The organism is Rhizobium sp. SVR5-2C (assembly GCF_056755115.1).
This window is the reverse complement of sequence record NZ_JBNDHT010000016.1, coordinates 38830-61097: the sequence shown is the minus strand read 5'-3', so window position 1 is coordinate 61097 and position 22268 is coordinate 38830. Positions and strand designations below refer to the sequence as shown.

Sequence of the window (22268 nt, the reverse complement as noted above, 5' to 3'; positions counted from 1 at the left end):
TGTTGAATCGATGGACTTACTTGGTGAAGAAGTTCCGCAGGCTGTCGGCCAGCATCTCCGGCCGCTCCAGGGCGAGGCTATGACCGCAATCGTAGAGCTCGCCTGTCACGTCCTCCGCGAACAGCCGTGCCTGCTTCTGACCGAAGTCGCCCGTAAAGTGCTCCGCACCGATTACGAGGAGCGGCATCTTGAGCTTGTCGGCCGCCTGAGCCTTGGTGAACGCCTGGTTCTTGAACGTCTGGCGGTAGACTTCGAAGATGGGCCGCAGCCCGCCCGGACCTGTGCAGCAACGTACGAACTCGTTGACGGCGACCTCGGAGATCGCATGGGGGTCGTAGGTCTCCGCCTTCATCCACGTCGACCAGAACTCGCGCTCCTTGCCCTGGATCAGGTATTCCGGAACGTCAGGAACATGGAAGAAGCTCACATGCCATAGCCAGTGCCGCGCCTTGACGTTCTCCAGCGTCAGATGCGACCAGTCTTCGAGACCGAAGCCCGGCAAAAGCTTCTCGGCAAAGGAGAACTTCATCACGCGGTCGCGATTGAGGGCGGCGACCGCGTATGCGAACGCAGCTCCCCAGTCTTCACCGTGCAGGTAGAACTTCTCGTGGCTAAGCTGGGTCATTAGCTCTGCGAGATCAGCCGCGACCGTTTCCATGTCGTAGCCGTCCTTGGGCTTATCGGAATCTCCAAACCCGCGGACATCTGGCGCGACCACCGTGAAGTGCTCGGTCAACAACGGAAAGATCAGGTGCCAATAGAACGACGTCTTTGGCACGCCGTGGACGAGGAGGAGTGCCGGACCGCTGCCTGCGGTAACGTAGTGAAGCCTGACGCCGTTCACCGTGGCGCGGTGATGGGTGGCGGGTTTGCCCTGATGGTCGAGAATGAGGTTATCCATCTCCGCCTCCTCAGCGTGCGAACTGCGAGCGCATATCGAGGTAGTGCATCTCGATTTCGCCCTCGATCAGATCCGGAAGATCGGCAATGAACTTGACGTGGTACGGCATCGTGAAGTGATGATCGAGATCCGACCGGTCCTTCCAGTTTTCGTACATCACCCATTCGCCGGGATTTTCCTGGTCCTGATGGCAATCGTAATTGATGCAGCCAGCCTCACTCCGGCTTGGCTCGACCAGAGCCTTGAGGCGATTTCCGAGTTCCTCTTCGGCTCCCTTTTTTGCCTTCATGATTGCGATGACTGTGAGCTGTCGAGCCATTGGGCTTCTCCTTTTTTCGAGATGGCTTTCCCGTCCGCGGGCAAGCCCGCGTTACAAGGCGATTGTTTTTAGGGTTCTAGGCTAGGCCGTTTTCTTGACCTGGCTGAGTGCGACGGCGAGAACGATGATGATCCCGCGGACGATCAACTGTTGACTGTAGTCCAGCCCCATAAGCAGGAGGCCGTTGTTGATGATGCCGATGAGCAAGGCCCCGCACACCGCGCCGAGCACCGCCCCATTGCCCCCGAAGAGACTGTTGCCTCCAAGGACGGCGGCCGCAATGACGGACAATTCGTCGCCTTCACCCAGCTGATAGCGGCCGGACTCGAGACGACCCGCATATAGGAGGCCAGCCACAGATGCAGCCAAGGCGGTCATCATCAGAACCTTGAACTTGATGTTCGCGGTATTGACGCCTGTATATCGTGCCGCAACTGGATTTCCCCCGGTCGCGAGAACACGCCGACCAAATCCCGTCTTGCGTAGCAGGACGTGGCCAACGATTGTGGCGAGCAACATCCATGGAAGCAGAACCGGAACCGAACCGAGGTCGCCACCGCCGAACCAGAAATTGAATCCGTCGTCGAGGATAGGCACGGCGGCGGTGTTGCTGATCCACATCGAAACGCCCTTCGCAACACCCATCATTGCCAACGTCGTGAGGAACGACGGCACGCCAATGCGCGTGGTAAGAAGGCCGTTGACTGCACCGACCACGAGCCCCGTGGCGAGCGCGGCGGAAACGCCGATGAACGGTCCGTGAGTTGCGATGACCATGGCGGCGACGACCGATACCAATCCAGCGACCGCACCTACCGACAGGTCAATTTCGCCGGCGGCGAGAACGAACACCATGGCCGTTGCAACAATCGCGATGATGGCGCTCTGACGAACGATGTTGAGCAGATTGTTGGTGCCAAGGAAACCGCGATCGCCGAGCGTGAACGCGAATATCACGAAGACGACGACCAGCGCGATGTAGATGATGTTTTCGCGCCATCGGGATTTGAACATCGAAAATGCTCCATTGGAATGGCCAGTGACCTGGATATTGTCGGGTTGAGAAATCAGACTCATTGGAGCACCTCCGCCGCCTGCGCGGCTTCTTGGATTAGACCGTTCAGTTTCCGCTCTGCGAATTCGACCTGCGCCGCGTCGTCGGCTTCGTCGCCGGGACGGAGGCTTGCACGGTCAACACTCTTCACTAAGCGTCCCTCGTGCATGATCACGATGCGGTCGGACACGGCGAGGAGTTCGGGAATTTCAGAAGAGATCACCAGCACTGCGCGGCCGGCCGACGCGAGAGCCCTCAACAGCGTCACGATTTCGGTTTTGCTGCCGATATCGATGCCCGCCGTGGGCTCGTCGAGGACCAGAATGCGGGGACCAAGCGCAAGCCACTTTGCCAGCACAGCTTTTTGTTGATTGCCGCCTGAAAGGGTACGGATCGGCGCGTCGAGGTCAGATGCCTTGATGCGCAGGCTAGCCGCCTGCTCCTTGGCGATGCGCGTGACCGAGGATGACGGAAGCCACGACCAGCGGGTCAATGTCGAAATAGATGGGAGAGTGATGTTATCGGATATGCTGTGGTTAGGGAAAACGCCTTGCAGAAGGCGATCCTCGGGCACAAGCATCAATCCGTTTTCGATCGCGGTATCTGGATAGAGTTTCGAGAATGACTTCCCGTCGATAACTATTTCGCCGCTGCGTACGGCTTCGATACCAAAGAGTGCCCGAGCAAGAGCACTTCGACCACTTGCGGTCAATCCTGCGATACCGACGACCTCCCCAGCGCGAACCTGTAGGTTCACATCCTTCAGTTTGGATGTCGAAACGGAGCGCATCTCCAAAAGAACCTCACCGAGATGTCCTGTTTCCTTGGGCACATCGAAGAGACCCCGGCCCTTCCGCCCGACGATCTTCTCGATCATTTCCTCCATCGTCATCCCGGCGATTTCGGTCGTCTGGACGAGCTCACCATCGCGGAGAATGGTTGCGGAGTCTGCAATTCTGAATATCTCCGCCATCCGGTGGGAAACGTAGATGATTGCGACACCTTCGGCTTTTAGGCGGCGTAGAAAATTGAAAAGGTGTTCGATCTCGTGATCGGTAAGGGCAGTACTGGGCTCGTCAAGAATCAGAACCCGGGCTTTTTTCGCGACCGCCTTGACGATCTCGGTGAGCTGACGCTGGCCTGCGCTCAGGAAAGACACCGGAAGCGATGGATCAACCTCGACGCCCAACTGACGAAACAAGTCGCCCGCTTCGCGTTCCGCGGAGCGGTCGTCTACCATACCGAAACGGTCCCGCTTCTCCCGCGTGAGAAAAATATTCTGAGCAACCGTCATATTCGGGACTAGGCTGCCGTCTTGAAAAATCATCGCAACCCCGAGGTCGCGGGCTGTAACCGGATTCAAATTTCCGGCCGGTTTCCCACCGACTTCGATGGAGCCATCGTCACAAGCGACGACACCGCACAACACCTTGAGAACAGTCGATTTGCCAGCGCCGTTTTCGCCAAGCAGAGCACGAATTTCGCCAGACTTGACCTCGAACGAAACGTCGCGCAGCGCCTTGATGCCACCGTATGACTTGGTGACATTCGTCAAGCGAACAGCAACTTCGCCTTGAGGCTTTGCACGATCTTCAAATTCTTTGGACATCGAAACCTCCCTTGGAACAAACATTCCGGAATTCTCCTCGCCGGTTAGTTCATTCCAAAATTAGGTAACACTCGGTCCACAATTTTGCAAGCACCACGATGTTGAGTTTTTGCTTTCACATGCGCCGGGCCTAAAGTTCTTTTAGTTACAGCGGGCTAATCAACTACTTTGAATCAATCTCGTCAGAGAATCGTGTTTAACGCCAAGTCCGAGACAGAATGGTTGTATTGCGCCCTGGGAAAAACAAGCGGAGAGGGTTGGAGAGCCAGACGAAATTGCTTCGAAACTCGAAATGATTTCGGATGCCACGGCCATCGCATTACGAGCTTAGCGGGCAGCGCGTTTTGCATGCGGAGCGGCAGAGGACGGCCTTTCTGTCTCCAGTCGTCGACAAAATTTGAAGTCGATAGATATTTCGAATTTCGAACTAATCCGTGTCGGAATTTTAGGAAGAATCGTCTGATTCTTAGTATAGTTGGAGCATCTGCCCGATCGATTCGCCCGCAGAATCCGGAGCTTAGCTAGGGTTCGAATTTGGCTCTGACGCAGTTTTGCTGAAGTGGAACTCTTAGCTCGCGCCGATCAATCGCGCCTGTAGAAGATCGAGTTTTGCACGTCCGTACATCTGGCGCTTGATGAGTTTCAGGCGCGTGATCTGACCTTCGGTCTGCCCATTAGACCAAGGGGAGACTATGGCGTTTCTGACTGCGTCGATATCCTTTTCGACTCCGCCAGCGAAAGATCCAACCAGGCTGTTCGTGGCTCCCTCAAGTTAGCCATTGAGCCTATGCGCTGTCTTCGAGCGCATCATGGATTGGAAGTCGCCAATGGTTTTGCGGGCGACGACCAACTCCGGAACGCTCACTTCAATTGCCGCCACCAGGATCGCCTCGGATTTCGCCAAGTCATCGCGTGCGGTGGTCATCAGCCGGGCGATCACCCGTGCCGATGGCGTTCGCGCAAGGCCGCTTTGATTGGCTTTCTCCGCGAGACGTTGCCGTTGAGCCCATTGCGAGATGACACCGCTCTGTCCGGGGAAACCCTTCGCTTTCATCTCGCGCCAGAGCGCCAAGGCGTTTCGAGCCCCTTCCTCCCAGCGCCTATTGAGCCACGGCAGCCAGCTCTCCAACGAGCTGGGCCGCGTTCGGAAAACATCGAGGCGCTGACCCCTCAAGACGTCACGGACTAGCTTCCGGCTATGGCCGGTTTGCCGGACAATCTGCCGAATTGCGATTCCTTTCTTCGACAGTTCCCGGATCGCCTCATTCGTCTCCTGGCGGCGCAAATATCCATCGTATTGCAGCCTTTCCGCGTAAGTCAGGAGCTTGGGATCAACAACATTGCTGCCGACCGCCTGCTTGATCTGGCGCATCGACTTGCCGACAGCATCGAGAAATGCCCGGCTGGAATTCTCCATCAGGTGCCATCGGTCGGCGACCTGCTCAGCATCAGGCAGGGCCTTCGCGATGGCCTCACCATAGCCGCCGCCCCGATCGCGCGCGACGATCGATATCGACTGGTGTTCGGCAAGCCATGACCGAGACGTATCCAACGCACGATCCGGCAATAGCGTGACAGGCCTCCGCCGCTCCAGGTCGCAAACAATTGTTCCGTAGGTCTGGCCGCGTCTCAAGGCAAAATCATCAATGCCTATGACGGTGAGCTCATCGTTCTGATCGGCAATACGTCGGCGAACCACCCGCAAGAGTATGTCGTTGCTCACCGGCATCATGAGACGATTGGCAAAGGCCGGCCGGTCTGCCGCCGAGCGCCAAACCGAGGTGGTGGACGATTGTCTCCAGCCGTTGGGTCCGCCGACTATAACGAGCTAATACGCCGTCACCAAACTGCTCGCAGAAAATACGCCGGCCGCACAGGACGGCATCACACTAGAACCGACGTGCCACGATCGTCAGTTCCACGCGCCGGCCGCTGAGGGGTAGGTCAGCGGGTCGCCGCATATATCGACTTTGAACTCTCTCGCTTGGCCGTCCGCAGTCTGGACAAGTTCCCGAAGGGCGGCGCGATCGCAGCCGAATTTGCACGCTCTCCGCGGCAATCTTCACGTCGTCTACTGCAAAGCCGTTAGGCGCGAGGCTCGCGCGCCGGAATCGATGCTGCATATGCTGATATCCTCCGATGAATCAGCCAAAGCGTCGCCCGCAACAGCAGCAGTTCTGAGTCAGAGCCAAACCTGCAAGCAAGCTCAAGGGGGTCGCCTGCAATTGATACTTTTTTTCGTCGAAAATACTTGTGTCAATGCTGATAGCGCTGATCGTACCGGCGGCTAGCAGTGAGGTAATATAGTGGATTTCTATAACTGGCATGCTGTCCTCAGGATGTAACAGAATCGCCAGCGTTGGCGGAGGCGCGAACATCGCTCACCGGATTCGCGCCAATCTCCCAATTGCTACGCCGCAAAGCCGCCGTCAATGCGCAGGTTCGCGCCGGTCACCATTCCAGCTTCCGGTCCAGCAAGATAGGCGACCATCCCAGCAATCTCCTCTGGCCGAGCATGACGTCGGATCGCCATGATATCGTGAAGGCCCGGCGCGTGGTCGCCCTTCTCGGGGTTCATGTCGGTGTCCGTCGGGCCAGGTTGCACGTTGTTGACCGTGATGCCCTTAGGGCCGAGGTCACGCGCCATCCCAGCCGATAGCCCCACCAGAGCCGACTTGCTCATCGCATAGACGCCGCCGCCAGCGCTGGGAACGCGATCGGCGTTGCAGCTACCGATGTTGATGATGCGACCGCCCTCGCCCATGTGGGCCGATGCCGCCTGGGATGCCACGAAGACCGAACGAACATTGACAGCCAGTGTACGGTCGAAATCCTCGAGCTTGAAGGTCTCAAAAGCCGACCAATGAAGAACACCAGCATTGTTGACCAGTATGTCCAGTCGACCGAACACCTCGACTGTGAGGCCGATGGCATGCTGTACCGCAGTGGCATCGGCGGCATCCGACTTGATTGCCATAGCCTTGCCGCCCCCGGCAGCAATCTCATTGACCAGCTCTGTCGCGACACTCTCGGAAGACGCATAGGTAAATGCCACGGACGCGCCGTCGCGCGCCAGTCGCTTTACGATGGCCGCGCCGATGCCTCGCGCGCCGCCCGTGACAATCGCGACTTTGCCAGCCAGCGGTAGTTCTCTTTCAATAGCCATATCTTCTCTCTCTTGTAAGGGGTGATCGCGTCATTATGTAATCTTCGGTCCACAACTATGCAAGCGCTTCTCGCGGTCATGGAGAATAACAGAAGCGCAACAAACCCTTCGACGGAACCGAGTATTTGTACCACGCATCCTCGGTCTGTTTGTTGCCCTTGCTTAACTTGTGGGTAGGTCCGAACATCTTCACTCAGTTCAAGCAGCTGTTCGAGGCAGGCACGTGATAAAGTGGGGACGGAGATACGGATCCTGGACCGGCAGATCCTCATTGAACTCCAGACGGCTGCTATGGCGCGCCGGAGGCAAAGTGCGAACAGCTGATCGCGCCGGAGCATTCGCCGAAAAACAACTGGCGGAATTAACTGCAGTGTTGGATCGCGAAGGCTCCTCCCTCGCGACCCGAACTAAACAAACTGTTTTGCGTAGCAACAGTTCCAGCACGCTTCCGCACGGCGACGCTTGTGTGGGCGAAATGGGTCAATGCCGATGGCAAACTGCGTGATCAGTGATGCGAGTTCGTCGCCACGAATGGACGCCAGTGGGCCAGTTGCGATAACGGTATAGATGATGTCCCGGGCATGACGAAAATCCATTCTTCGGCGCCAGCAAGCTCACCGGAATTGATCATGAGCACCATCGCAGTTCGCCACAAAGCGGCCACCTGCATGCTCACTGTTGATCAACGAGCGTTGGCGCTGTAGCTTCCGCTGCGAAATTTGGACAAACGACACAGGGAATAGATTTCTCATGCCAACGGGTACGGTCAAATTTTTCAACGACGACAAGGGCTTCGGCTTCATAACGCCTGATAGTGGTGAACAAGATGTATTTGTTCACGTGTCTGCTTTGCAACGCGGCGGTTCCCTCCGCGAAGGCGATAAGGTCAGCTTCGAGATCGGACAGGACCGCAAGACCGGAAAATCGAAGGCGGAGAACGTCTCGGTCCTCTGACTAGTGGATTTCCCAGCCTGCCTAAGGCAGGCTGGGCTCAGCATCACGATGTCGTTGCAGACCGACTTGATGGCGCCGAGATCTGTGAGCAGCCTTTTCGGGTGTAGGACAGCGTCATGGCCCGCGATCCTCACTTACTGCGTGACGCAGTGTGAGCCGATTCCATCTATCGCCAAGCAACATCGCTCGAGTGAGCACCCCCTGCTCTTGAAGAAATCTGAACTAACGAACACGCTATTCCGATCGCGACCATTCCCATTCGGTGAACGCGCCAGCGTCGAGCCGACACAGTACCTACAGATGTTTCGACCGGCTTTCGTCTGCTGATCCGGATCGACCGGCGAGCCCCCTCAAGGTGTACGGGGCACAGCGTGCGCCTGCTCGAAGACGACACTCACGCTCTGGCCGATATCGATACGATTCGCCTCGGATGTCGGCCGCTCAGCCCGCATCCGTTCCACGCCGGGGATTTCGATGTCCAGTAGTATTGTCGTTCCCTGGTAAATCTTGTCGGTCACCCGGGCTAGAATACCGCTTTGCGGCCCTGTCTCCGCAGGCGGTCGAATTGCGACATGCTCAGGGCGAACGCAGCACCAGATATCCGGTCCAGTGACCAACGGAGACACTGTCGGCAACCAGATCGACAATCCGGCTCCTTCCACATGCGCGTGCGGATCGCTGTCGATGCCAGTGATCGTGGCCTTCAGGAGGTTGTTGGCGCCAACGAAACGCGCACCGAATTCCGTTGCGGGTGTTGTATAGAGATCGACAGGCGTACCGACCTGATCGATCTGGCCAGCGTTCATCAGCACGATCCGATCACTCATGACCAGTGCTTCCACTTGGTCGTGCGTCACGAACACGGTCGTCTGCCCAGCCTTGCGCTGGATATCCCGAAGGTCGATGCGCACCTGTTCGCGCAGCTTGGCGTCCAGGTTTGACAGCGGTTCATCGAGCAGGACGAGATCAGGCTTGAACGCAAGGGCACGGGCGACAGCGACACGCTGTTGCTGACCACCACTCAGTTGTTCCGGGCGCCGGTCGGCAAGCTTTTCGAGGCGAACGAGAGCGAGGAGCTCGTCGACCCGGTTTTTTTTGTCTGCATTGCTCCAGCTGCGCATGCGTAAGCCGAAAGCAACGTTCTCGGCGACCGTCATATGGGGAAAGAGTGCGTAATTCTGGAAGACCAGCCCGATATTGCGCTTGTTCGCCGGCAGCAGGTCGATGCGCCTGTCCCCGAAGCGGATTTCGCCCGCATCCTGCGGCATCAATCCCGAGAGGATCTTCAGCGTCGTCGATTTTCCGCAACCGCTCGGCCCAAGGAAGGTGACGAACTCGCCGGCGGCAATATCGAGCGAGAAATCGCGAAGCACGTTGACGGCGCCGAATGATTTGCGGATGCGGCTGATATGCACCGGCTGCGAATGGTTGTGGTCTTGCGAAATCATGATGTTCAACCTTTACGGCTCATGACGGAGCCCGCCATGTATTTGGGGCCTAAGACGACCGCGACCATCGTGTAGAAAGCGATCGCGACGTAGACGAGAATTCCGGCCATGGCGACGGCATAGGGAACCACGCCACGATCAACGATATCGCTGAACAGCCTGATCGAAATCGGAGTCGCATTGGGACCGGCGATGAAGAACAGAAGCTCGAAGGTCACGAGATTCTGCATGAAGATGAACAGGGCCGCGATGGCGATGCCGGGCGCAATCAATGGCAGGGTGACGATGCGAAACGTCGTCAGCCGCCCGGCGCCAAGCGTATGGGCTGCATGCTCGTACTCTTCCGGCAGGCCGGCAAGCAGGGCCTCCGTGAAGCGCAGGCCAGTGGATAGGCTGAGTGCCACGAGTGCGAGCAGCACACCGGCAAAGCTGTTGGACAGGTGCAGCGGGATAAGCACTGTCAGCAAAGCGATGCCGAGGATTAGCTGAGGCACCACATCGGGAATAAGCACGAGATTGCTCATCAGACGACTGCCAGACAGCCTTCCGCGGCTCATGGCCCAGGCCGCCGGTACGGCCACGAGAAGCGCGACGATCGTCGCGGTCAAGGCGATACGCACGGTAAACCAGAAGGCCTCCCAATAGGCAGGGGGAATGGCCTTGTAGGCTTCGAGAGAAACATCGCTCAGCGATAGGGAAACCTCGAGCTTGCCCTGAAAGGAGGCGAGAAGCACAAGCACGATCGGAAAGAGCAGCCAGATCAGCATGAGGCCGACATAAATGGTCAGCAAGCCTTTGCCGAAGAGGCCGCCGAATGTCCAGCGGCGGGTTGTCACGGTTTCGATATCGGCGCTCATCGTTCACCTCCTTGCCGCCCGTAGCGCATGAGGATGAGTTGCGACAGAGCTGTGACGCCAATCGCAAGCACGGAAACGATGACCGCTTGCGCGTAAGCCAGATGCGGCTGCTGAAGCGTCAGCAGATTTGCCGAGACGAGCAGGGATACCATGTAGGGAACGCGTCCGTTCAACATGACCGGAATGGCATAGGATGTTACGACCGACGTTAAGATCAGAGCGCTCGCAGCAATGATGCCCGGAATGGCGAGCGGAACGGTGATGATGAAGAAGGTGCGCAGGCGCGTCGCCCCCATGCTGACGGCGGCATCCTCAAGCTGAGGATCGACCGACATCAGCACGCCCGTCAATACCGCGGTCGCGACCACGACGCCGCTATAGGTAAAGGCGATTGCCTGCCCCGGCCAGTCGAAAAGAATGAAGGCTGGCTGCAACAGGATGCCAAGCGCAAGCAGGACCTTGTTGACGACACCCGTCATCGGCGCAAGCAGCAGGATCATCGCATAACCGATGACCACGAAGGGCAGCATGCGCGGGATGGTGATGATCGGCATGATGAAGTTGCGCAGTAGCGTTTTGCGAGCAAGCAGATAGGCCATGGGCAGCGCAAGCAGGATGGAGATGACCGCAACCCCGAAAGCCATCAGGATCGTGGTCGCAAGCGTGCGCATGAAGAAAGCACTGCCGAACGAGGCGATATAATATTCGAGCGAAAACGCGCCGCTTCGCTGGTTCCTCAGACTATTGACGAACAACAGCCCGAGCGGAATGAGCGCGACCAGGCTGGTCACGAAGATGGCAGGCAGCGTGCAAAGGCGGAAGAAGATCTTTTCGCGGAGAATGCGCCGGCGCAATGTCTTGTAGCCGTCATCGTCTGCCGAAGCTTCCGGTGTTAACGAAAGCATCGGCGAACGAGCTTCTTCCGTGGGAGGACGAAGGACTGTCATTGAATTCCCGCGTGTGAGAGGGTTATTGCCCTTGGATCACGACCCGATTGTAGAGGTCGAGTACTTTTTCGTTGTAGGCGGGGTCGAGCATGGCATCGCGAAAATCGTCGACCCAGAGCATCTTCGCCTTGCTGGCGAAATCTTGCCATTGGGGCGATGCAGATTCGCCGGTGCGCGGCAGCTTGTTGAGGTAGCCGACCTTCTGGGCGATCTCGTTTGCTTCGGCAGAATGCACGAATTTCGCCCATTCGACGGCTGCGATCGGATTTTTCGTCTTCGACGAAATCACCGGGCCAGACTGTACCAGCGCGACCACGCCTTCCTTGGGCTCAACGATATGCACCGGCGTGCCGGCCTTGAGCTCTTCCACCGCATTGTGCCACCACCATGCCGAGATCAGCGATTCACCGCGGCGCAGGAGCGGACGGATGGAACCGGACCCCTGGGTCAACGTCAGCGCGTTCTTGGCCCACTTGGCGACCAGGTCGAAAGCCGGCCGAGCAGCCTCTTCATTGAACTGGCCGTTCTGGAACCATGTGTGCCAGTCGTCCCCGCGGATGGTGGCCGCTGCGGCAATCGCATTATAGCCGGAACCAACAGAGAGGGCGGAATCGAAGGTGATGCGATGGGCGAATTCCTCCTTGCCGAGATCGTCCATGGAGCTGACGGCACCCTCGGCAAGACTGTTTTGCACGACGAGAACCCAGGCGGAGATTTCGATCGGTGCCGAGTAACCCTTGGTATTGAGGGTCTTCATGGCCCCTTGATCAAAGCTTGTCCACTCATCAGCAGTGAACTTGTCCTGCAACGGCATCCAATAGCCGAGATCGATACCTGCCCGGATGTTCTGGTTGTAGAGCCAGTAGACGTCGCCGCTCGGATTTGGCCATTCCGTCTGAAGCTGGGCCCAGACTGTCGGGATCGCCCCGGGCACGGTGCGCACATGCACCGGAACGCCGTATTTCTCCTGCATGTGCTTGGAGAATGGCTCAACGAGGGCGTCGGCGAAATCCGTTGGAATGCCTGTGCCGGTATAGACAACCAGTTCGTCGCCGGGCTTACCGTCCTGGGCATAGGCGCCCGTCGAAAGCGTGCCAAGCGCGGTGAAAGCCGCGGCGGCCATCCATGTCTTCATCTTGAACAATTGTTTCCTCCTCCTTGGAACAAGCGTGTTCCGGAGCTCCGGACAGGTCCGAAGCGCCGGCATTCTTCAGCCGTGGATCTTGAACTTCTCCATCGCAGCATGGTTGAGGTCGAAGCCAAGGCCCGGGCGCGTCGGGGCGCTGATGGAGCCATCGGCATTGACCTCGAGTTGCTGATTGAACATGGCGTCCTTCAGCCGGTTGAGGCTATTGTCGTAATATTCGACAATGAGGCCATTCGGTACGGCCGCCACCAGATGGACGTGAATTTCCTGGTCGCCGTGCGGCGCCACCGGGATATGATTGGCGTCGGCATAATGTGCGCATTTCTGCCATTCCGTAATGCCGCCGAGAATCTGCGCATCGGCGTTGAGCACATCAGCTGCGCCAGCAACAATGAGTTCGCGAAAACCGGTAACGGTATATTCGTTTTCGCCAAGCGCGATCGGAATATCCGTGCGGCGCACGAGGTCGGCGGCGCCGGCATTGTCTTCCGGCGAAAGCGGTTCTTCGAACCAGTAGCAGCCGCGCTCTTCTAGAAAGCGCGCCATCTTCAGGGCGTCCAGCCTGTTATAGGCGTTGTTGGCGTCCGTCAGGACGGAAACGCCGGGACCGACGGCCTCGATGACGGCGTCGACGCGGGCGAAATCCTCGCCCAGAGGCACGGCGCCGATCTTCATTTTGATCGCCTTGGCGCCCTTTGCGGTCTTTGCGGAAACTTCCTTCTGCAGGCCGTCAAGGCCTTTTCCCTTGCCGTAGTAACCGCCGGCGACATAGGCCGGGACGGAGTCGCGATAGCCACCAAGCATCTGGTGGACGGAGCGGCCACATTCCTTACCGATAGCATCCCAGACGGCGATATCGACTGCGCTCTGCGCGCGGGTCTCGAGGCCGCGGCGGCCAAAGAGCTTGGGACGGTAGATCAGGCTCCAGATGCGCTCGGTATTCAGGGGCTGGCCGACTACAACTTCTGCGATTTCACGCAGCGCTTCATAAACGATCTTGCCACCATGTGTCCAGCCAACGCCGACCACACCGGAACGGGTTTCCAGCTCGACCACGACGATTTCCGTGTGCGTATAGGTGTAAAGGCCGTTGGTGATGGGCTCCTCATAGGGGGCCGAATATGCGGTTACGCGAGCCGACTTGATCGTCATCTTATCCTCTTGAATTTTCTAAGGCGACAGGAACTGGGGCTGGATTTCCTGGAAAGTCGCACAGATAGGACGATCATCGCCACGCTCGCAAAACGGCATGCCTCTCCTCGCTCGTCAGCAATGCTCCACCTTCCTCCGCCCTTGCCACTCCAGCCGTGACTCCGTAGTATCAACTTAAAGATTTCGTCACCAATGCCGATTTCAAATACAATTATTACGCGTGGTTGTCCCAATGGATTCCGCATGGCTGATGGATTTCGTGGAACTTGCCAAGAGCGGCAACTTTTCGCGTGCGGCAGAGTTGCGCAATGTCACTCAGCCCGCCTTTAGCCGCCGGATCAGAATGCTTGAAGACTGGGCAGGTGCCACGCTTGTCGACCGCAGCTCGCATCCCGCAGAGCTGACCGATGCAGGTCGTCAATTCCTGGAGCACGCAACCGAAATTCTCGACAGAATCAACAAGGCGCGCCAGGTGGTCCAGGAGATAGAACAGAGTTCGAAGGCGACCCTGCGCTTTGCGGCAACACAGGTTCTTTCACTGAATTTCTTTCCGAAATGGCTGAGGACCATCACTGGCAAGTTCAAGATCGACGGCATTCACCTGACTTCGGGTGGCCTCGAGCCATGCGAATACGATATGCTCCAAGGGCGAGCTCAATTCCTGCTCTGCCATCACTATGACGGCATGGCATTCCGCTTGCCCGCCGATGAATTCACATGGATTTCCATTCTGCCTGACCGCCTGATGCCTGTCGTCGCCACCGATGGGGAGGGCAAGCCCCTCTACCGTCTCGACGCCGGCGCGACAGACTCGATTCCGCTGCTCGCCTATGAAAAACAGACGGGTTTGGGGCGAATATTCGGCACGGTTTTCGACATCGAGAATTTGAAACCGAAACTCATCCCTGTCGCCACCTCACATTTGGCGCTGCTGCTTGGTTTGGTCCTGGAAGGCAGAGGAGTTGCATGGGTCCCGGCAAGTGTGGTGCGCACCGAGCTCGCCAACGGAACGCTCGTTGAGGCCGGCGGCGTGCATTGGAGCATCCCAATGGAGATCCGCCTTTTTCGACCGCGGGAAAAGCTGAGTGTGGCATCGGAGACGTTCTGGAGTTACGTCAGACCTATTTCCCCTGATGAAAACTGGCCTTGATCGGATCACTTTTGTAAGGACACCTGCGGGCTCTCCTCTTAAGTGGATCAACAAGCCGGCCCACCACACATAGAGGCCAGGAAGAGCACGACATAACCTGACGCGCTCGCGGGGTTGGAGCCGCTAAACCGACTGCTGGGCCGCGACGGTGGCTATAGCCGGGTCGTGACGTATCACACCGATGACGGGGAGGTCTTCGGATTACCGGCCATGCGCAAATGGCGCTCGCCGGAAGTATTGCTTCTACCGCTTGGCTGAGATGCTCGGCGGTTTACGCGCCATTCTGATGCGGTGGGATGCATCGGTGAAGATTTGATGGGTGCGAGGATGTTCGTGGCAACACCCGTGATCCTCGCGGTGTTCGGCGGAGCGACCGTTGTCAGCCTCTTGAAAGGTGCCTCCCATCAGAGCTCAGAGTGAACCGACCGGCTTCTACCTCCGTGAACGGCTCTCTCGCCGGGAAGCGAAAAGATGTCTCGTCATACAGTCACCGGAGGCGATATCGCCGGCTTGCAATGATTGCCATCCTGGCCGGCGCCTTCTGAGCAGCCGCGACAATCGGCCGGCTTCGCGGCTGCCTCAATTTTTGCGACAAACCTAAGACCAGGCTTCCATGGCTGCCGTAAATGAACGTTGCCATAATACATCCGCATTCAAAACGCGGATAAGACGCGTCGCCAGAATCTCTTAAGCACCGCTTGCTTTCTGCTAGAAAAAATTTCCCGTGGTAGTGCCGGAAAATCCGACTTGAACGGGGTAGCGGCTGGATTTTCCCTTCACCGCCCCGGCCTCGCCAGCGATCGCGCAATATCGACAATGTCATCGCGCGAGGCGGTCGGATCTTCCTTGTTCCAGGCAACGCCTAACCCGATCCTGAAATCGATACCCCTGACCGGCTTCAGCTCAAAAGCCCGGTTCGGCAGATCCTGTGTCCATTCCGGCGCAAAGCCGATGCCAAGCCCGGCCGAGACGAGCGAGACCAAGGAGTAGGTGTCATCGCAGCTATAGGCGATGTTCTTGGTCAGATCATATTCCTCGAACTTCTCATTGAAGTAGCGTTCGGTGAAGGAGAGGTTCTGCCTATTGAACGAGATGATCTTCTGAGAGCGTAGATCCTCGATGCCGATCTCCTCCATCCCGGCAAGCGGGCTCGTCCTTGCAACCGCCAGCAGATAGCGCTCATGGGCAATGGAGAAGAATCAGAAGGGCGTCATGGGCGCGCGCGGCAAGGACTGCGGCTGGAAGAATCGCCACATCGCGCTTACAAGCGTAGTGATAGCTACTCGAATCAACGGCGTCAAGCGTTTTCGCTACACCCGTATTCATTTTGTGGGTTTTTATGGCTGCACTTACGCCGGAAGCAAATAGGGCCGCTCGCGCGATACTAAAATGGTCGGTCAGAGACCTGGCTAAAAATGCCGGAATCGCATTCTCGACAGTGCATCGATTCGAGTCGACTGGATTGGCAACCGAAGCGACCAAAGAAAAGATCAAAGCCGCTTATGCCGCTCATGGCGTCGAAATTACAAATGGTGATTACACAGGCGCTCGTCTGCTTCTGCGACGGTCTCAAGACTAGTCCACCGCCTAAGTTCGATATCTGAAATGGGAGCCACCGCCGCTTCGAGGCTGGGGGCCGAGGGGAAAAAACGCCTGCGCAGCTTCGCCCCGCACGGCCATTGGCGCACCCTGACCTTCCTCGGCGTGCTGCGCTGCGATCGGCTTGCCGCACCTTGTGTCTTCGATGGACCGATCAACAGTCAGTGCTTCCGAGCCTGTGTCGAGCAGCAACTCCTACCGGTGTTCGAACCCGGTGACATCGTCGTGATGGATAACCTCGGTTCCCACAAGTCGGCCGCCATCCGAGTTGAAATCGGCTTTTACAGTGCCAGGCCGCTGCCACTGTCGAAAACGTAGACTTGCTCGGCATTGACGGCGACCTTCAGCTGTTCGCCATAACGCACGGGTGCCTCGCCGTCGACGACGGCGGTCACCTGCTCGCCGGCAAGCTCGAAGAGCACATGCGTCTGCGCGCCCGTCGGTTCGACCAGCAGCGTCTGGCCGCTCAAGGGCGATCCATTGGCTGACAGGCTCAGATGCTCCGGCCGAAGCCCGATCTTGACGGACTGGCTCGGCTTTACCTTGCGCGCATCGGCAATGCGCACCGCTGTTCCGTCCTTGAGCCGGACCGCGGGCGCGCCGGCGACGCCGTCCACCACGCCATCGAGGAAATTCATCGCCGGCGAACCGATGAAGCCGGCGACAAAGAGATTGGCCGGCTGGCGATAGAGTTCGATCGGCGTGCCCTGCTGTTCGATGCGCCCCTGGTTCAGAACCACGATACGGTCCGCTAGCGTCATTGCCTCGATCTGATCATGCGTGACGTAGACTGAGGTAGTTTGCACCTTCTGGTGCAGCGCCTTGATCTCCGAGCGCATCTGCACGCGCAGCTTGGCGTCGAGATTCGACAGCGGCTCATCGAAAAGGAAGACGGCCGGATTGCGCACGATGGCGCGGCCCATGGCGACACGCTGGCGCTGGCCGCCAGAGAGCTGCGCCGGCTTGCGATCGAGCAGCTTGGTAAGGTCGAGCATGCGCGCCGCCTCGCTCACCCGCTGTTCGATGACCGGCTTCGTTTCGCCCGACAGTTTCAGGTTGAAGCCCATGTTCTCGGCGACGGTCATGTGCGGATAAAGCGCGTAGGATTGGAAGACCATCGCAATATTGCGCTCGCGCGGGGTCATGCTGTTCACCACCTGCCCGCCGATCGAAACATCGCCGTCGGTGATCTCCTCGAGCCCGGCGATCATGCGCAGCAGCGTCGATTTCCCGCAGCCCGAAGGCCCGACGAGGGCGATGAACTCGCCGTCCTCGATGGCGAGTGAAATGCCGTGAATGACGTCCATCGCGCCATAGGCCTTGCGGATATTGTGAAGTTCGACGGATGCCATAGGCCTTGCTCCGATTGTGGCTCAGGACTTCACCGCACCGGCGGTCAGGCCGGCGATGATGTGCTTCTGCGCAAGAAAGAAAACGATGATGGTGGGCATGATGGTCAGCGTAATGAACGCCAGCACCAGTTCCCACTCCGTGCCGAACTCGCCGCTATAGACCATCATGCCAAGCGGCCAGGGGTAGATCGAGTCCGAATTGAGCATGATCAGCGGCAGGATGTAGCTGTTCCAGCTGCCGACGAAGGAAATGATGCTGACGGTGGCGACGATCGGCCGGGAAAGCGGCAGCGAGATGTGCCAGAAGAACCGGATATAGCCGCAGCCGTCGACGAAGGCCGCCTGGAACAATTCTTCCGGAAGGTTGCGAAAATAATTCCTGAAGAGGAGAATGCTCATGCCGAGCCCGAAGGCCACCTGCGGCAATACCACGCCCCAATAGGTATTGAGCAGGCCGAGATCGCGGATGCGGATGAACAGCGGCAGGATCGCCGTTGCCGCCGGGAACATCAGGCCGATCAGAAAATAGTTCAGCAGGAAGTTGGATCCGAAAAATTTGACATGGGCGAAGGTGAAAGCCGCCATCGCCGATACCGATACCGTCAGGAACACGGTCAGCAGCGCGATGATCAGCGAATTCATCATCTGCCGGCAGTAGCGGTCGCCGAACAGGATGCCGGTATAATTCTCGAAATGCCACTCGGTGGGCAGTCCGAACGGATTGGTCCTGAGATCGCCTAGCGACTTGAAGCCGCCAAGCGCAGTCGTCAGCAGCGGGATCAGCACGATGGCGGCGATGATCGTCAGCGACACGTAGAGATAGATTTTCGTGCCGGTGCGCATGCGAACGGATGAAGCCATGTCAGTCATTGCGCATAAATATCCGTTTGTAGCCGAAAGCGAGGGTGACGCAGATCACGAACAGCACCACGCCGACCGCGCTGCCGAGGCCGACCTGCATGCGGGTGACGCCGAAATTGTAGAGGAAGGTCACCATCGTCTGCGTCGAGTTGAACGGTCCGCCGCCGGTCAGCGGCATGATCAGATCGAAGAGCTGCAGCGAGCCGACGACCGCAAAGAACACGGACAGGCGCAGCGTCGAACCAAGCAGCGGCAGGGTGACATAGCGAAATTTCTGCCAGCCGGTGGCGCCGTCGATCTCGGCCGCCTCGAGCACGCTCTTGTCGAGCGACTGCAGGCCGGCGATGAACAGCATCATATGGAAACCGAAATATTTCCACACGATGACAGCGAGCACCGCATACATCGCAAGGTTCTTGTCGGCGAGAACGTAAGGCGTCTCCACGCCGAGGAAATGCGAAATCGCGGCAAACAGGCCATAGTCGCCGTCGTAGACGAAGCGCCAGATGAGGCCGGCGGCAACTTCCGCAAGGACATACGGCAGAAAGAAGATCAGCCGGAACAGCACGACGCCGCGAATGCGGTTTGCGAGCATGGTCGCGAGCCAGATGGCAAGCGGCACCTGAATGCAGATGGAAATCAGGATGATCAGCGCGTTGTTCTTGAGTGCGGTCAGGAACGCCGAGTTCTTGAACAGAACCTGGAAGTTACGCAGACCGATGAACTCCGTCGGCGGACCGTAGCCGTTCCATTTGTAGAGACTGTACCAAGCGGCCTCTCCCATCGGCAGGATGACGAAGATGGTAAAAAGCAGCAGTGCAGGCGGCAAAAACAGAAGGATCACGGGCATTCGACCGCGCGCTGCCGGGCTCTTGCGTCGCGTCGTCGATTTCGCCTGCGCGGTAGGCCCGAGGGCGGTCGTTGCGGTGATGTTCGTCATGAACAATCCTGATACTCGGAATTCAGAAAATCGATGACGCCAGCGGCGGACCGCCGGCGTCCGTCTCTCTTAGAGCTGGTCTTGCTCGAATGCGTCCTGCACCTGCTGGGCGCCGTCCTTCGGGGTCATCTGGCCGGAGACGATGCCGACCGAAATGTCGTTGACGACACGGCCGACGGACGGACCCAGATCCTGGTCGAAGAAGTTCTGGTGCCAGGTCGAATGCGCCAGTTGCTCGGCCGATGCGTGCATTAGCGGGCTCTTCACGCCATCCTCGGAGCCGATGGTGACCGGGATGATCATGCCGGCCTGCGCCATGGTCCGCTCATTCTCGGCGTTGGTCAGATAGGCGAGGAAGTCGAGCGCTTCCGGCGGGGCTTTCTTCGTCACGGCCCAGCCGTTGAGACCGCCCAGCGTGTCGGTTGCAAGGCCGGCGCCGCCGGTCACCGCCGGGAAGGCGAAACGGCCGATATTGTCGTCGGCGAGGCCCTTGCCGTCGCCGGCATTGGTGCGCTGGTTGGCTGCGGTGTTTTCGAAGCCGAGGATCATTGCCGCCTTGCCGTCTCCGAAGACGCCGAGCGCTTGCGGCCAGGTGGTGCCGAGATAGCCGGGCTGGAAGGGCTCGAGCTTGCCGAGTTCGGCGAGCTGTTCGCCGGCCTTGATGATCGCCGGATCGTTGAAGCCGTTGCCCTGGCCGTTCTTGGCGTCGGTGAAGACCTTCTGGCCGCCGTCACGCATCACCAGATAACTCCAGTAGAAGTGGATCGGCCACTTCTCGCCGCCGCCGCCGGCGATCGGTACGATACCCGCATCCTTGATCTTCTTGACCGCGGCGAGATAGTCGTCCCAGGTCTTGATCGCGCTGGCGTCGACACCGGCCTTGGCAAACAGCGCCTTGTTGTAGAAGAACGAGACGGTACCGAGCTTGAACGGCACGGCGCTGATCTTGTCGTCGAAGGTCAGGCCTTTGATGGCCGCCGGGTTATAGGTCTTCACCCAGGCGCCATCCTTCGCGTTCATCGCCGAGGTCAGATCCATCAGCGTGCCGGTCTCTTCCTGCTGCTTCAGCACGCCGCCGCCCCAGGTGTAGAAGAAGTCCGGCGCGTCGTTCGACTGCAACAAAGTCGGCAGCTTTGCCTTGAAGGCTTCGTTCGCCAGGAATTGCATCTCGACCTTCACGCCCGGATGCTGCGCTTCGTACTGATTCGCGATCTTGCGCCAGATGGCGACATAGTTCGGATCGAGTTCCAGGTGCAGCCACTTGACGACAGTTTCCGCCGCGGCGCTGCCGGCGCCCAAGAGCATGGCAAGACCGGTCGCGGCAGCAATGGCGGCAACACGCGTCCGCCGGAGGGCCTTCGCCCTACGTTAGTAAAACATGATCTTCTCCTCCCAAGGGAATAAGAGCTTCAAAGAATTTTTCCCTTACGCGGATTAATTCAGCGGAGCTTTGCCGAAATGTCAACCACCGACCCCAAAATTTCGGCAATACGGCTTGACACCAGGCAACAACCATAGAGTATTTAATTCGCATCCCGTCAAAAATATCAAGCCGTCGCCGAGGCGGAGATCCCACTCGGCAAGATTTTCATGAAAACAGCAGATCCCGAACTTATGCGGGCGATAAACCGCTTCAACGTGCTGGATACCATCCGGCGGGCGGGTTCGATCGCACGCGTCGAAATCAGCGAACGCACGCAACTGTCGACGACCACCGTCTCTGCGATCACGGCTTCGTTGCTCGATGACGGCCTCATCCTTGCCCGTACCGAAGGCGACCTGCGCGAGGCCGCCGCCCGTGGCCGACCGCGGGTCATGCTGGAGCTGAACCCGGATGCCGCAAGGGTCGTCGGCGCCAAGATCGCCGCCAACAGGATGGTGTTTGTCGTTGCCGACTTTCGGGGCGAGGTCCTGTCGAAACTGACGCTGGCGCTGCGCGTCGACCGCCAGCCCATCAGCGTCATTGCCGATCTGATCGAGGATGGGGTCAGGCGTTGCGTCGTCGATGCCAACCTGTCGCTGGAAGAGATCGATTCGGTCTGCCTGGGCCTGCCCGGCGTCATCGAACACCGCACCGGCCGTGTCCGCACCAGCCCGATCTTCCGCGAAAGCGGCGTCAATTTCGCGGCCGAGATGACCGAGCGCCTCGGAATCGCCACCATCGTCGAGAGCGACGCTCACGCCATCACGCTGGCGCACCATTGGTTCGGACAGGCCAAGGACCTCGACGACATGGTGCTGGTGTCGCTGGAACAGACACTTGGCCTCGGCGTTCTGCACGCCGGCCAGCTTTTCCGCGGCGCCGGCGGCCTCAGCCACAATCTCGGCGACCTCGTGCTCGGCATCGGGCCGCAGGGCACCATCAGGCTCGCGAGCCAGGCCGGCGAAAGCGCCATCCTCGGCGACCAGCCGACCGGCGGACGCTTTGCCGAGGCGATCCGGCTTGGTCGCGGCATGGCGCATGCAAAAACCCTGATCGCCGCCGAAGACAGCACCCTGATCAGCGCCGCGATCCGCGCCGGCGAGGCATGTGGCATGGCGCTCGCCAATATCGTGACGCTGTTTGCGCCGCCACGCGTCATTCTCGTCGGCTCCAGCCTTGCGCTTGGCCAACCCTTTCTCGACAGCCTGCGGCAGGCTTATTCCGTGGCGATCCCGCCCTCGATCAAGGGCGTCACCGAACTCGTCTTCGACCAGTCAACGGATGAAACCTGGGCGCAGGGCGCCGCAGTCGTCGCTCTGCGCGAACTTTATGAATCACCCTGGGGAACCACCGGGCCTGCTCCGGCGCTCTGATCCCCAAGGCACAACA

The 22268-nt window shown here is 58.7% G+C and carries 17 protein-coding genes and 3 pseudogenes; 4 read left to right on the top strand and 16 right to left on the bottom strand.

What is annotated here, in order from left to right:
- Nucleotides 1-16 precede the first annotated feature (16 nt).
- From ACPYOI_RS07155 to ACPYOI_RS07130, 6 genes and pseudogenes are all read right to left on the bottom strand, one after another.
- Complete coding sequence (locus tag ACPYOI_RS07155) at nucleotides 17-901, bottom strand: alpha/beta fold hydrolase (RefSeq protein WP_481422721.1); 885 nt, start codon at nucleotides 899-901, stop codon at nucleotides 17-19.
- A gap of 10 nt (nucleotides 902-911) precedes the next feature.
- Complete coding sequence (locus ACPYOI_RS07150) at nucleotides 912-1220, bottom strand: putative quinol monooxygenase (protein WP_481418897.1); 309 nt, start codon at nucleotides 1218-1220, stop codon at nucleotides 912-914.
- 81 nt (nucleotides 1221-1301) lie between these two features.
- Nucleotides 1302-2234 (bottom strand): ABC transporter permease, encoded by a 933-nt coding sequence (locus ACPYOI_RS07145; RefSeq protein ID WP_481422728.1) that lies wholly within the window; start codon nucleotides 2232-2234, stop codon nucleotides 1302-1304.
- A gap of 59 nt (nucleotides 2235-2293) precedes the next feature.
- Nucleotides 2294-3883 carry a sugar ABC transporter ATP-binding protein gene (locus ACPYOI_RS07140; RefSeq protein ID WP_481422720.1) on the bottom strand — a complete coding sequence of 530 codons (1590 nt, stop codon included), beginning with the start codon at nucleotides 3881-3883 and terminating at the stop codon, nucleotides 2294-2296.
- A 568-nt stretch (nucleotides 3884-4451) separates the two neighbouring features.
- Nucleotides 4452-6006, bottom strand: a pseudogene (locus ACPYOI_RS07135) (ISL3 family transposase).
- 287 nt (nucleotides 6007-6293) lie between these two features.
- Complete coding sequence (locus ACPYOI_RS07130) at nucleotides 6294-7049, bottom strand: SDR family oxidoreductase (RefSeq protein WP_481422719.1); 756 nt, start codon at nucleotides 7047-7049, stop codon at nucleotides 6294-6296.
- Between the two features lie 750 nt (nucleotides 7050-7799).
- Between ACPYOI_RS07130 and ACPYOI_RS07125 the strand changes: the two genes are divergently transcribed.
- Nucleotides 7800-8003, top strand: coding sequence for a cold-shock protein (locus tag ACPYOI_RS07125; RefSeq protein WP_481422718.1), 204 nt, complete (start codon nucleotides 7800-7802; stop codon nucleotides 8001-8003).
- A 350-nt stretch (nucleotides 8004-8353) separates the two neighbouring features.
- On the opposite strand, the gene ACPYOI_RS07120 is transcribed toward ACPYOI_RS07125, so the two are convergent.
- The 5 genes from ACPYOI_RS07120 to ACPYOI_RS07100 form a co-directional block, all read right to left on the bottom strand.
- Entirely contained in the window at nucleotides 8354-9451 is a 1098-nt protein-coding gene (locus tag ACPYOI_RS07120; RefSeq protein ID WP_481422717.1) for an ABC transporter ATP-binding protein, read from the bottom strand.
- A 5-nt stretch (nucleotides 9452-9456) separates the two neighbouring features.
- Nucleotides 9457-10308, bottom strand: a complete 852-nt coding sequence (locus ACPYOI_RS07115) for an ABC transporter permease (protein WP_481422716.1) — start codon at nucleotides 10306-10308, stop codon at nucleotides 9457-9459.
- Nucleotides 10305-11255 carry an ABC transporter permease gene (locus tag ACPYOI_RS07110; protein WP_481422715.1) on the bottom strand — a complete coding sequence of 317 codons (951 nt, stop codon included), beginning with the start codon at nucleotides 11253-11255 and terminating at the stop codon, nucleotides 10305-10307. Before ACPYOI_RS07110 ends, ACPYOI_RS07115 begins: the two co-directional genes overlap by 4 nt.
- Nucleotides 11256-11277: 22 nt before the next feature.
- On the bottom strand, nucleotides 11278-12390 hold the full coding sequence (locus tag ACPYOI_RS07105; protein WP_481422727.1) for an extracellular solute-binding protein: 1113 nt from the start codon (nucleotides 12388-12390) through the stop codon (nucleotides 11278-11280).
- A gap of 75 nt (nucleotides 12391-12465) precedes the next feature.
- Nucleotides 12466-13554 carry a mandelate racemase/muconate lactonizing enzyme family protein gene (locus tag ACPYOI_RS07100; protein ID WP_481422714.1) on the bottom strand — a complete coding sequence of 363 codons (1089 nt, stop codon included), beginning with the start codon at nucleotides 13552-13554 and terminating at the stop codon, nucleotides 12466-12468.
- 259 nt (nucleotides 13555-13813) lie between these two features.
- Here ACPYOI_RS07100 and ACPYOI_RS07095 point away from each other — a divergent pair, with 259 nt between their 5' ends.
- Nucleotides 13814-14704, top strand: a complete 891-nt coding sequence (locus tag ACPYOI_RS07095) for a LysR family transcriptional regulator (protein ID WP_481422713.1) — start codon at nucleotides 13814-13816, stop codon at nucleotides 14702-14704.
- A 776-nt stretch (nucleotides 14705-15480) separates the two neighbouring features.
- Here ACPYOI_RS07095 and ACPYOI_RS07090 read toward each other — a convergent pair.
- Nucleotides 15481-15903 (bottom strand): annotated as a pseudogene (locus ACPYOI_RS07090) (LysR family substrate-binding domain-containing protein); the annotation flags it as partial.
- Nucleotides 15904-16301: 398 nt separating this feature from the next.
- Here ACPYOI_RS07090 and ACPYOI_RS07085 point away from each other — a divergent pair.
- Nucleotides 16302-16597 (top strand): annotated as a pseudogene (locus tag ACPYOI_RS07085) (transposase); the annotation flags it as partial.
- Here the strand turns inward: ACPYOI_RS07085 and ACPYOI_RS07080 are convergent.
- The 4 genes from ACPYOI_RS07080 to ACPYOI_RS07065 all read right to left on the bottom strand — a co-directional run bounded on the left by ACPYOI_RS07080 (nucleotide 16585) and on the right by ACPYOI_RS07065 (nucleotide 20785).
- The gene (locus tag ACPYOI_RS07080) at nucleotides 16585-17655 is read right to left on the bottom strand and encodes an ABC transporter ATP-binding protein (RefSeq protein WP_481422712.1); all 1071 of its coding nucleotides are present in this window, start codon (nucleotides 17653-17655) and stop codon (nucleotides 16585-16587) included. The pseudogene ACPYOI_RS07085 and the gene ACPYOI_RS07080 overlap by 13 nt on opposite strands.
- Nucleotides 17656-17676: 21 nt before the next feature.
- Nucleotides 17677-18525 carry a carbohydrate ABC transporter permease gene (locus tag ACPYOI_RS07075; protein WP_481422711.1) on the bottom strand — a complete coding sequence of 283 codons (849 nt, stop codon included), beginning with the start codon at nucleotides 18523-18525 and terminating at the stop codon, nucleotides 17677-17679.
- Nucleotides 18518-19456, bottom strand: a complete 939-nt coding sequence (locus ACPYOI_RS07070; protein WP_168832915.1) for a carbohydrate ABC transporter permease — start codon at nucleotides 19454-19456, stop codon at nucleotides 18518-18520. Before ACPYOI_RS07070 ends, ACPYOI_RS07075 begins: the two co-directional genes overlap by 8 nt.
- A 69-nt stretch (nucleotides 19457-19525) precedes the next feature.
- Nucleotides 19526-20785 carry an ABC transporter substrate-binding protein gene (locus ACPYOI_RS07065; RefSeq protein WP_481422726.1) on the bottom strand — a complete coding sequence of 420 codons (1260 nt, stop codon included), beginning with the start codon at nucleotides 20783-20785 and terminating at the stop codon, nucleotides 19526-19528.
- A gap of 261 nt (nucleotides 20786-21046) precedes the next feature.
- Between ACPYOI_RS07065 and ACPYOI_RS07060 the strand changes: the two genes are divergently transcribed.
- The gene (locus tag ACPYOI_RS07060) at nucleotides 21047-22252 is read left to right on the top strand and encodes an ROK family protein (RefSeq protein ID WP_481422710.1); all 1206 of its coding nucleotides are present in this window, start codon (nucleotides 21047-21049) and stop codon (nucleotides 22250-22252) included.
- The last annotated feature ends 16 nt before the right edge of the window (nucleotides 22253-22268 follow it).

Excerpts from the sequence above, each read along its gene's own strand:
- ACPYOI_RS07115 (WP_481422716.1), bottom strand. The coding sequence starts at position 10,308 with ATGAGCGCCGATATCGAAACCGTGACAACCCGCCGCTGGACATTCGGC.
- ACPYOI_RS07070 (WP_168832915.1), bottom strand. The coding sequence starts at position 19,456 with ATGACGAACATCACCGCAACGACCGCCCTCGGGCCTACCGCGCAGGCG.
- ACPYOI_RS07155 (WP_481422721.1), bottom strand. The coding sequence starts at position 901 with ATGGATAACCTCATTCTCGACCATCAGGGCAAACCCGCCACCCATCAC.
- ACPYOI_RS07130 (WP_481422719.1), bottom strand. The coding sequence starts at position 7,049 with ATGGCTATTGAAAGAGAACTACCGCTGGCTGGCAAAGTCGCGATTGTC.
- ACPYOI_RS07105 (WP_481422727.1), bottom strand. The coding sequence starts at position 12,390 with ATGAAGACATGGATGGCCGCCGCGGCTTTCACCGCGCTTGGCACGCTT.
- ACPYOI_RS07125 (WP_481422718.1), top strand. The coding sequence starts at position 7,800 with ATGCCAACGGGTACGGTCAAATTTTTCAACGACGACAAGGGCTTCGGC.
- ACPYOI_RS07120 (WP_481422717.1), bottom strand. The coding sequence starts at position 9,451 with ATGATTTCGCAAGACCACAACCATTCGCAGCCGGTGCATATCAGCCGC.
- ACPYOI_RS07100 (WP_481422714.1), bottom strand. The coding sequence starts at position 13,554 with ATGACGATCAAGTCGGCTCGCGTAACCGCATATTCGGCCCCCTATGAG.
- ACPYOI_RS07140 (WP_481422720.1), bottom strand. The coding sequence starts at position 3,883 with ATGTCCAAAGAATTTGAAGATCGTGCAAAGCCTCAAGGCGAAGTTGCT.
- ACPYOI_RS07080 (WP_481422712.1), bottom strand. The coding sequence starts at position 17,655 with ATGGCATCCGTCGAACTTCACAATATCCGCAAGGCCTATGGCGCGATG.
- ACPYOI_RS07150 (WP_481418897.1), bottom strand. The coding sequence starts at position 1,220 with ATGGCTCGACAGCTCACAGTCATCGCAATCATGAAGGCAAAAAAGGGA.
- ACPYOI_RS07110 (WP_481422715.1), bottom strand. The coding sequence starts at position 11,255 with ATGACAGTCCTTCGTCCTCCCACGGAAGAAGCTCGTTCGCCGATGCTT.
- ACPYOI_RS07075 (WP_481422711.1), bottom strand. The coding sequence starts at position 18,525 with ATGACTGACATGGCTTCATCCGTTCGCATGCGCACCGGCACGAAAATC.
- ACPYOI_RS07060 (WP_481422710.1), top strand. The coding sequence starts at position 21,047 with ATGAAAACAGCAGATCCCGAACTTATGCGGGCGATAAACCGCTTCAAC.
- ACPYOI_RS07145 (WP_481422728.1), bottom strand. The coding sequence starts at position 2,234 with ATGTTCAAATCCCGATGGCGCGAAAACATCATCTACATCGCGCTGGTC.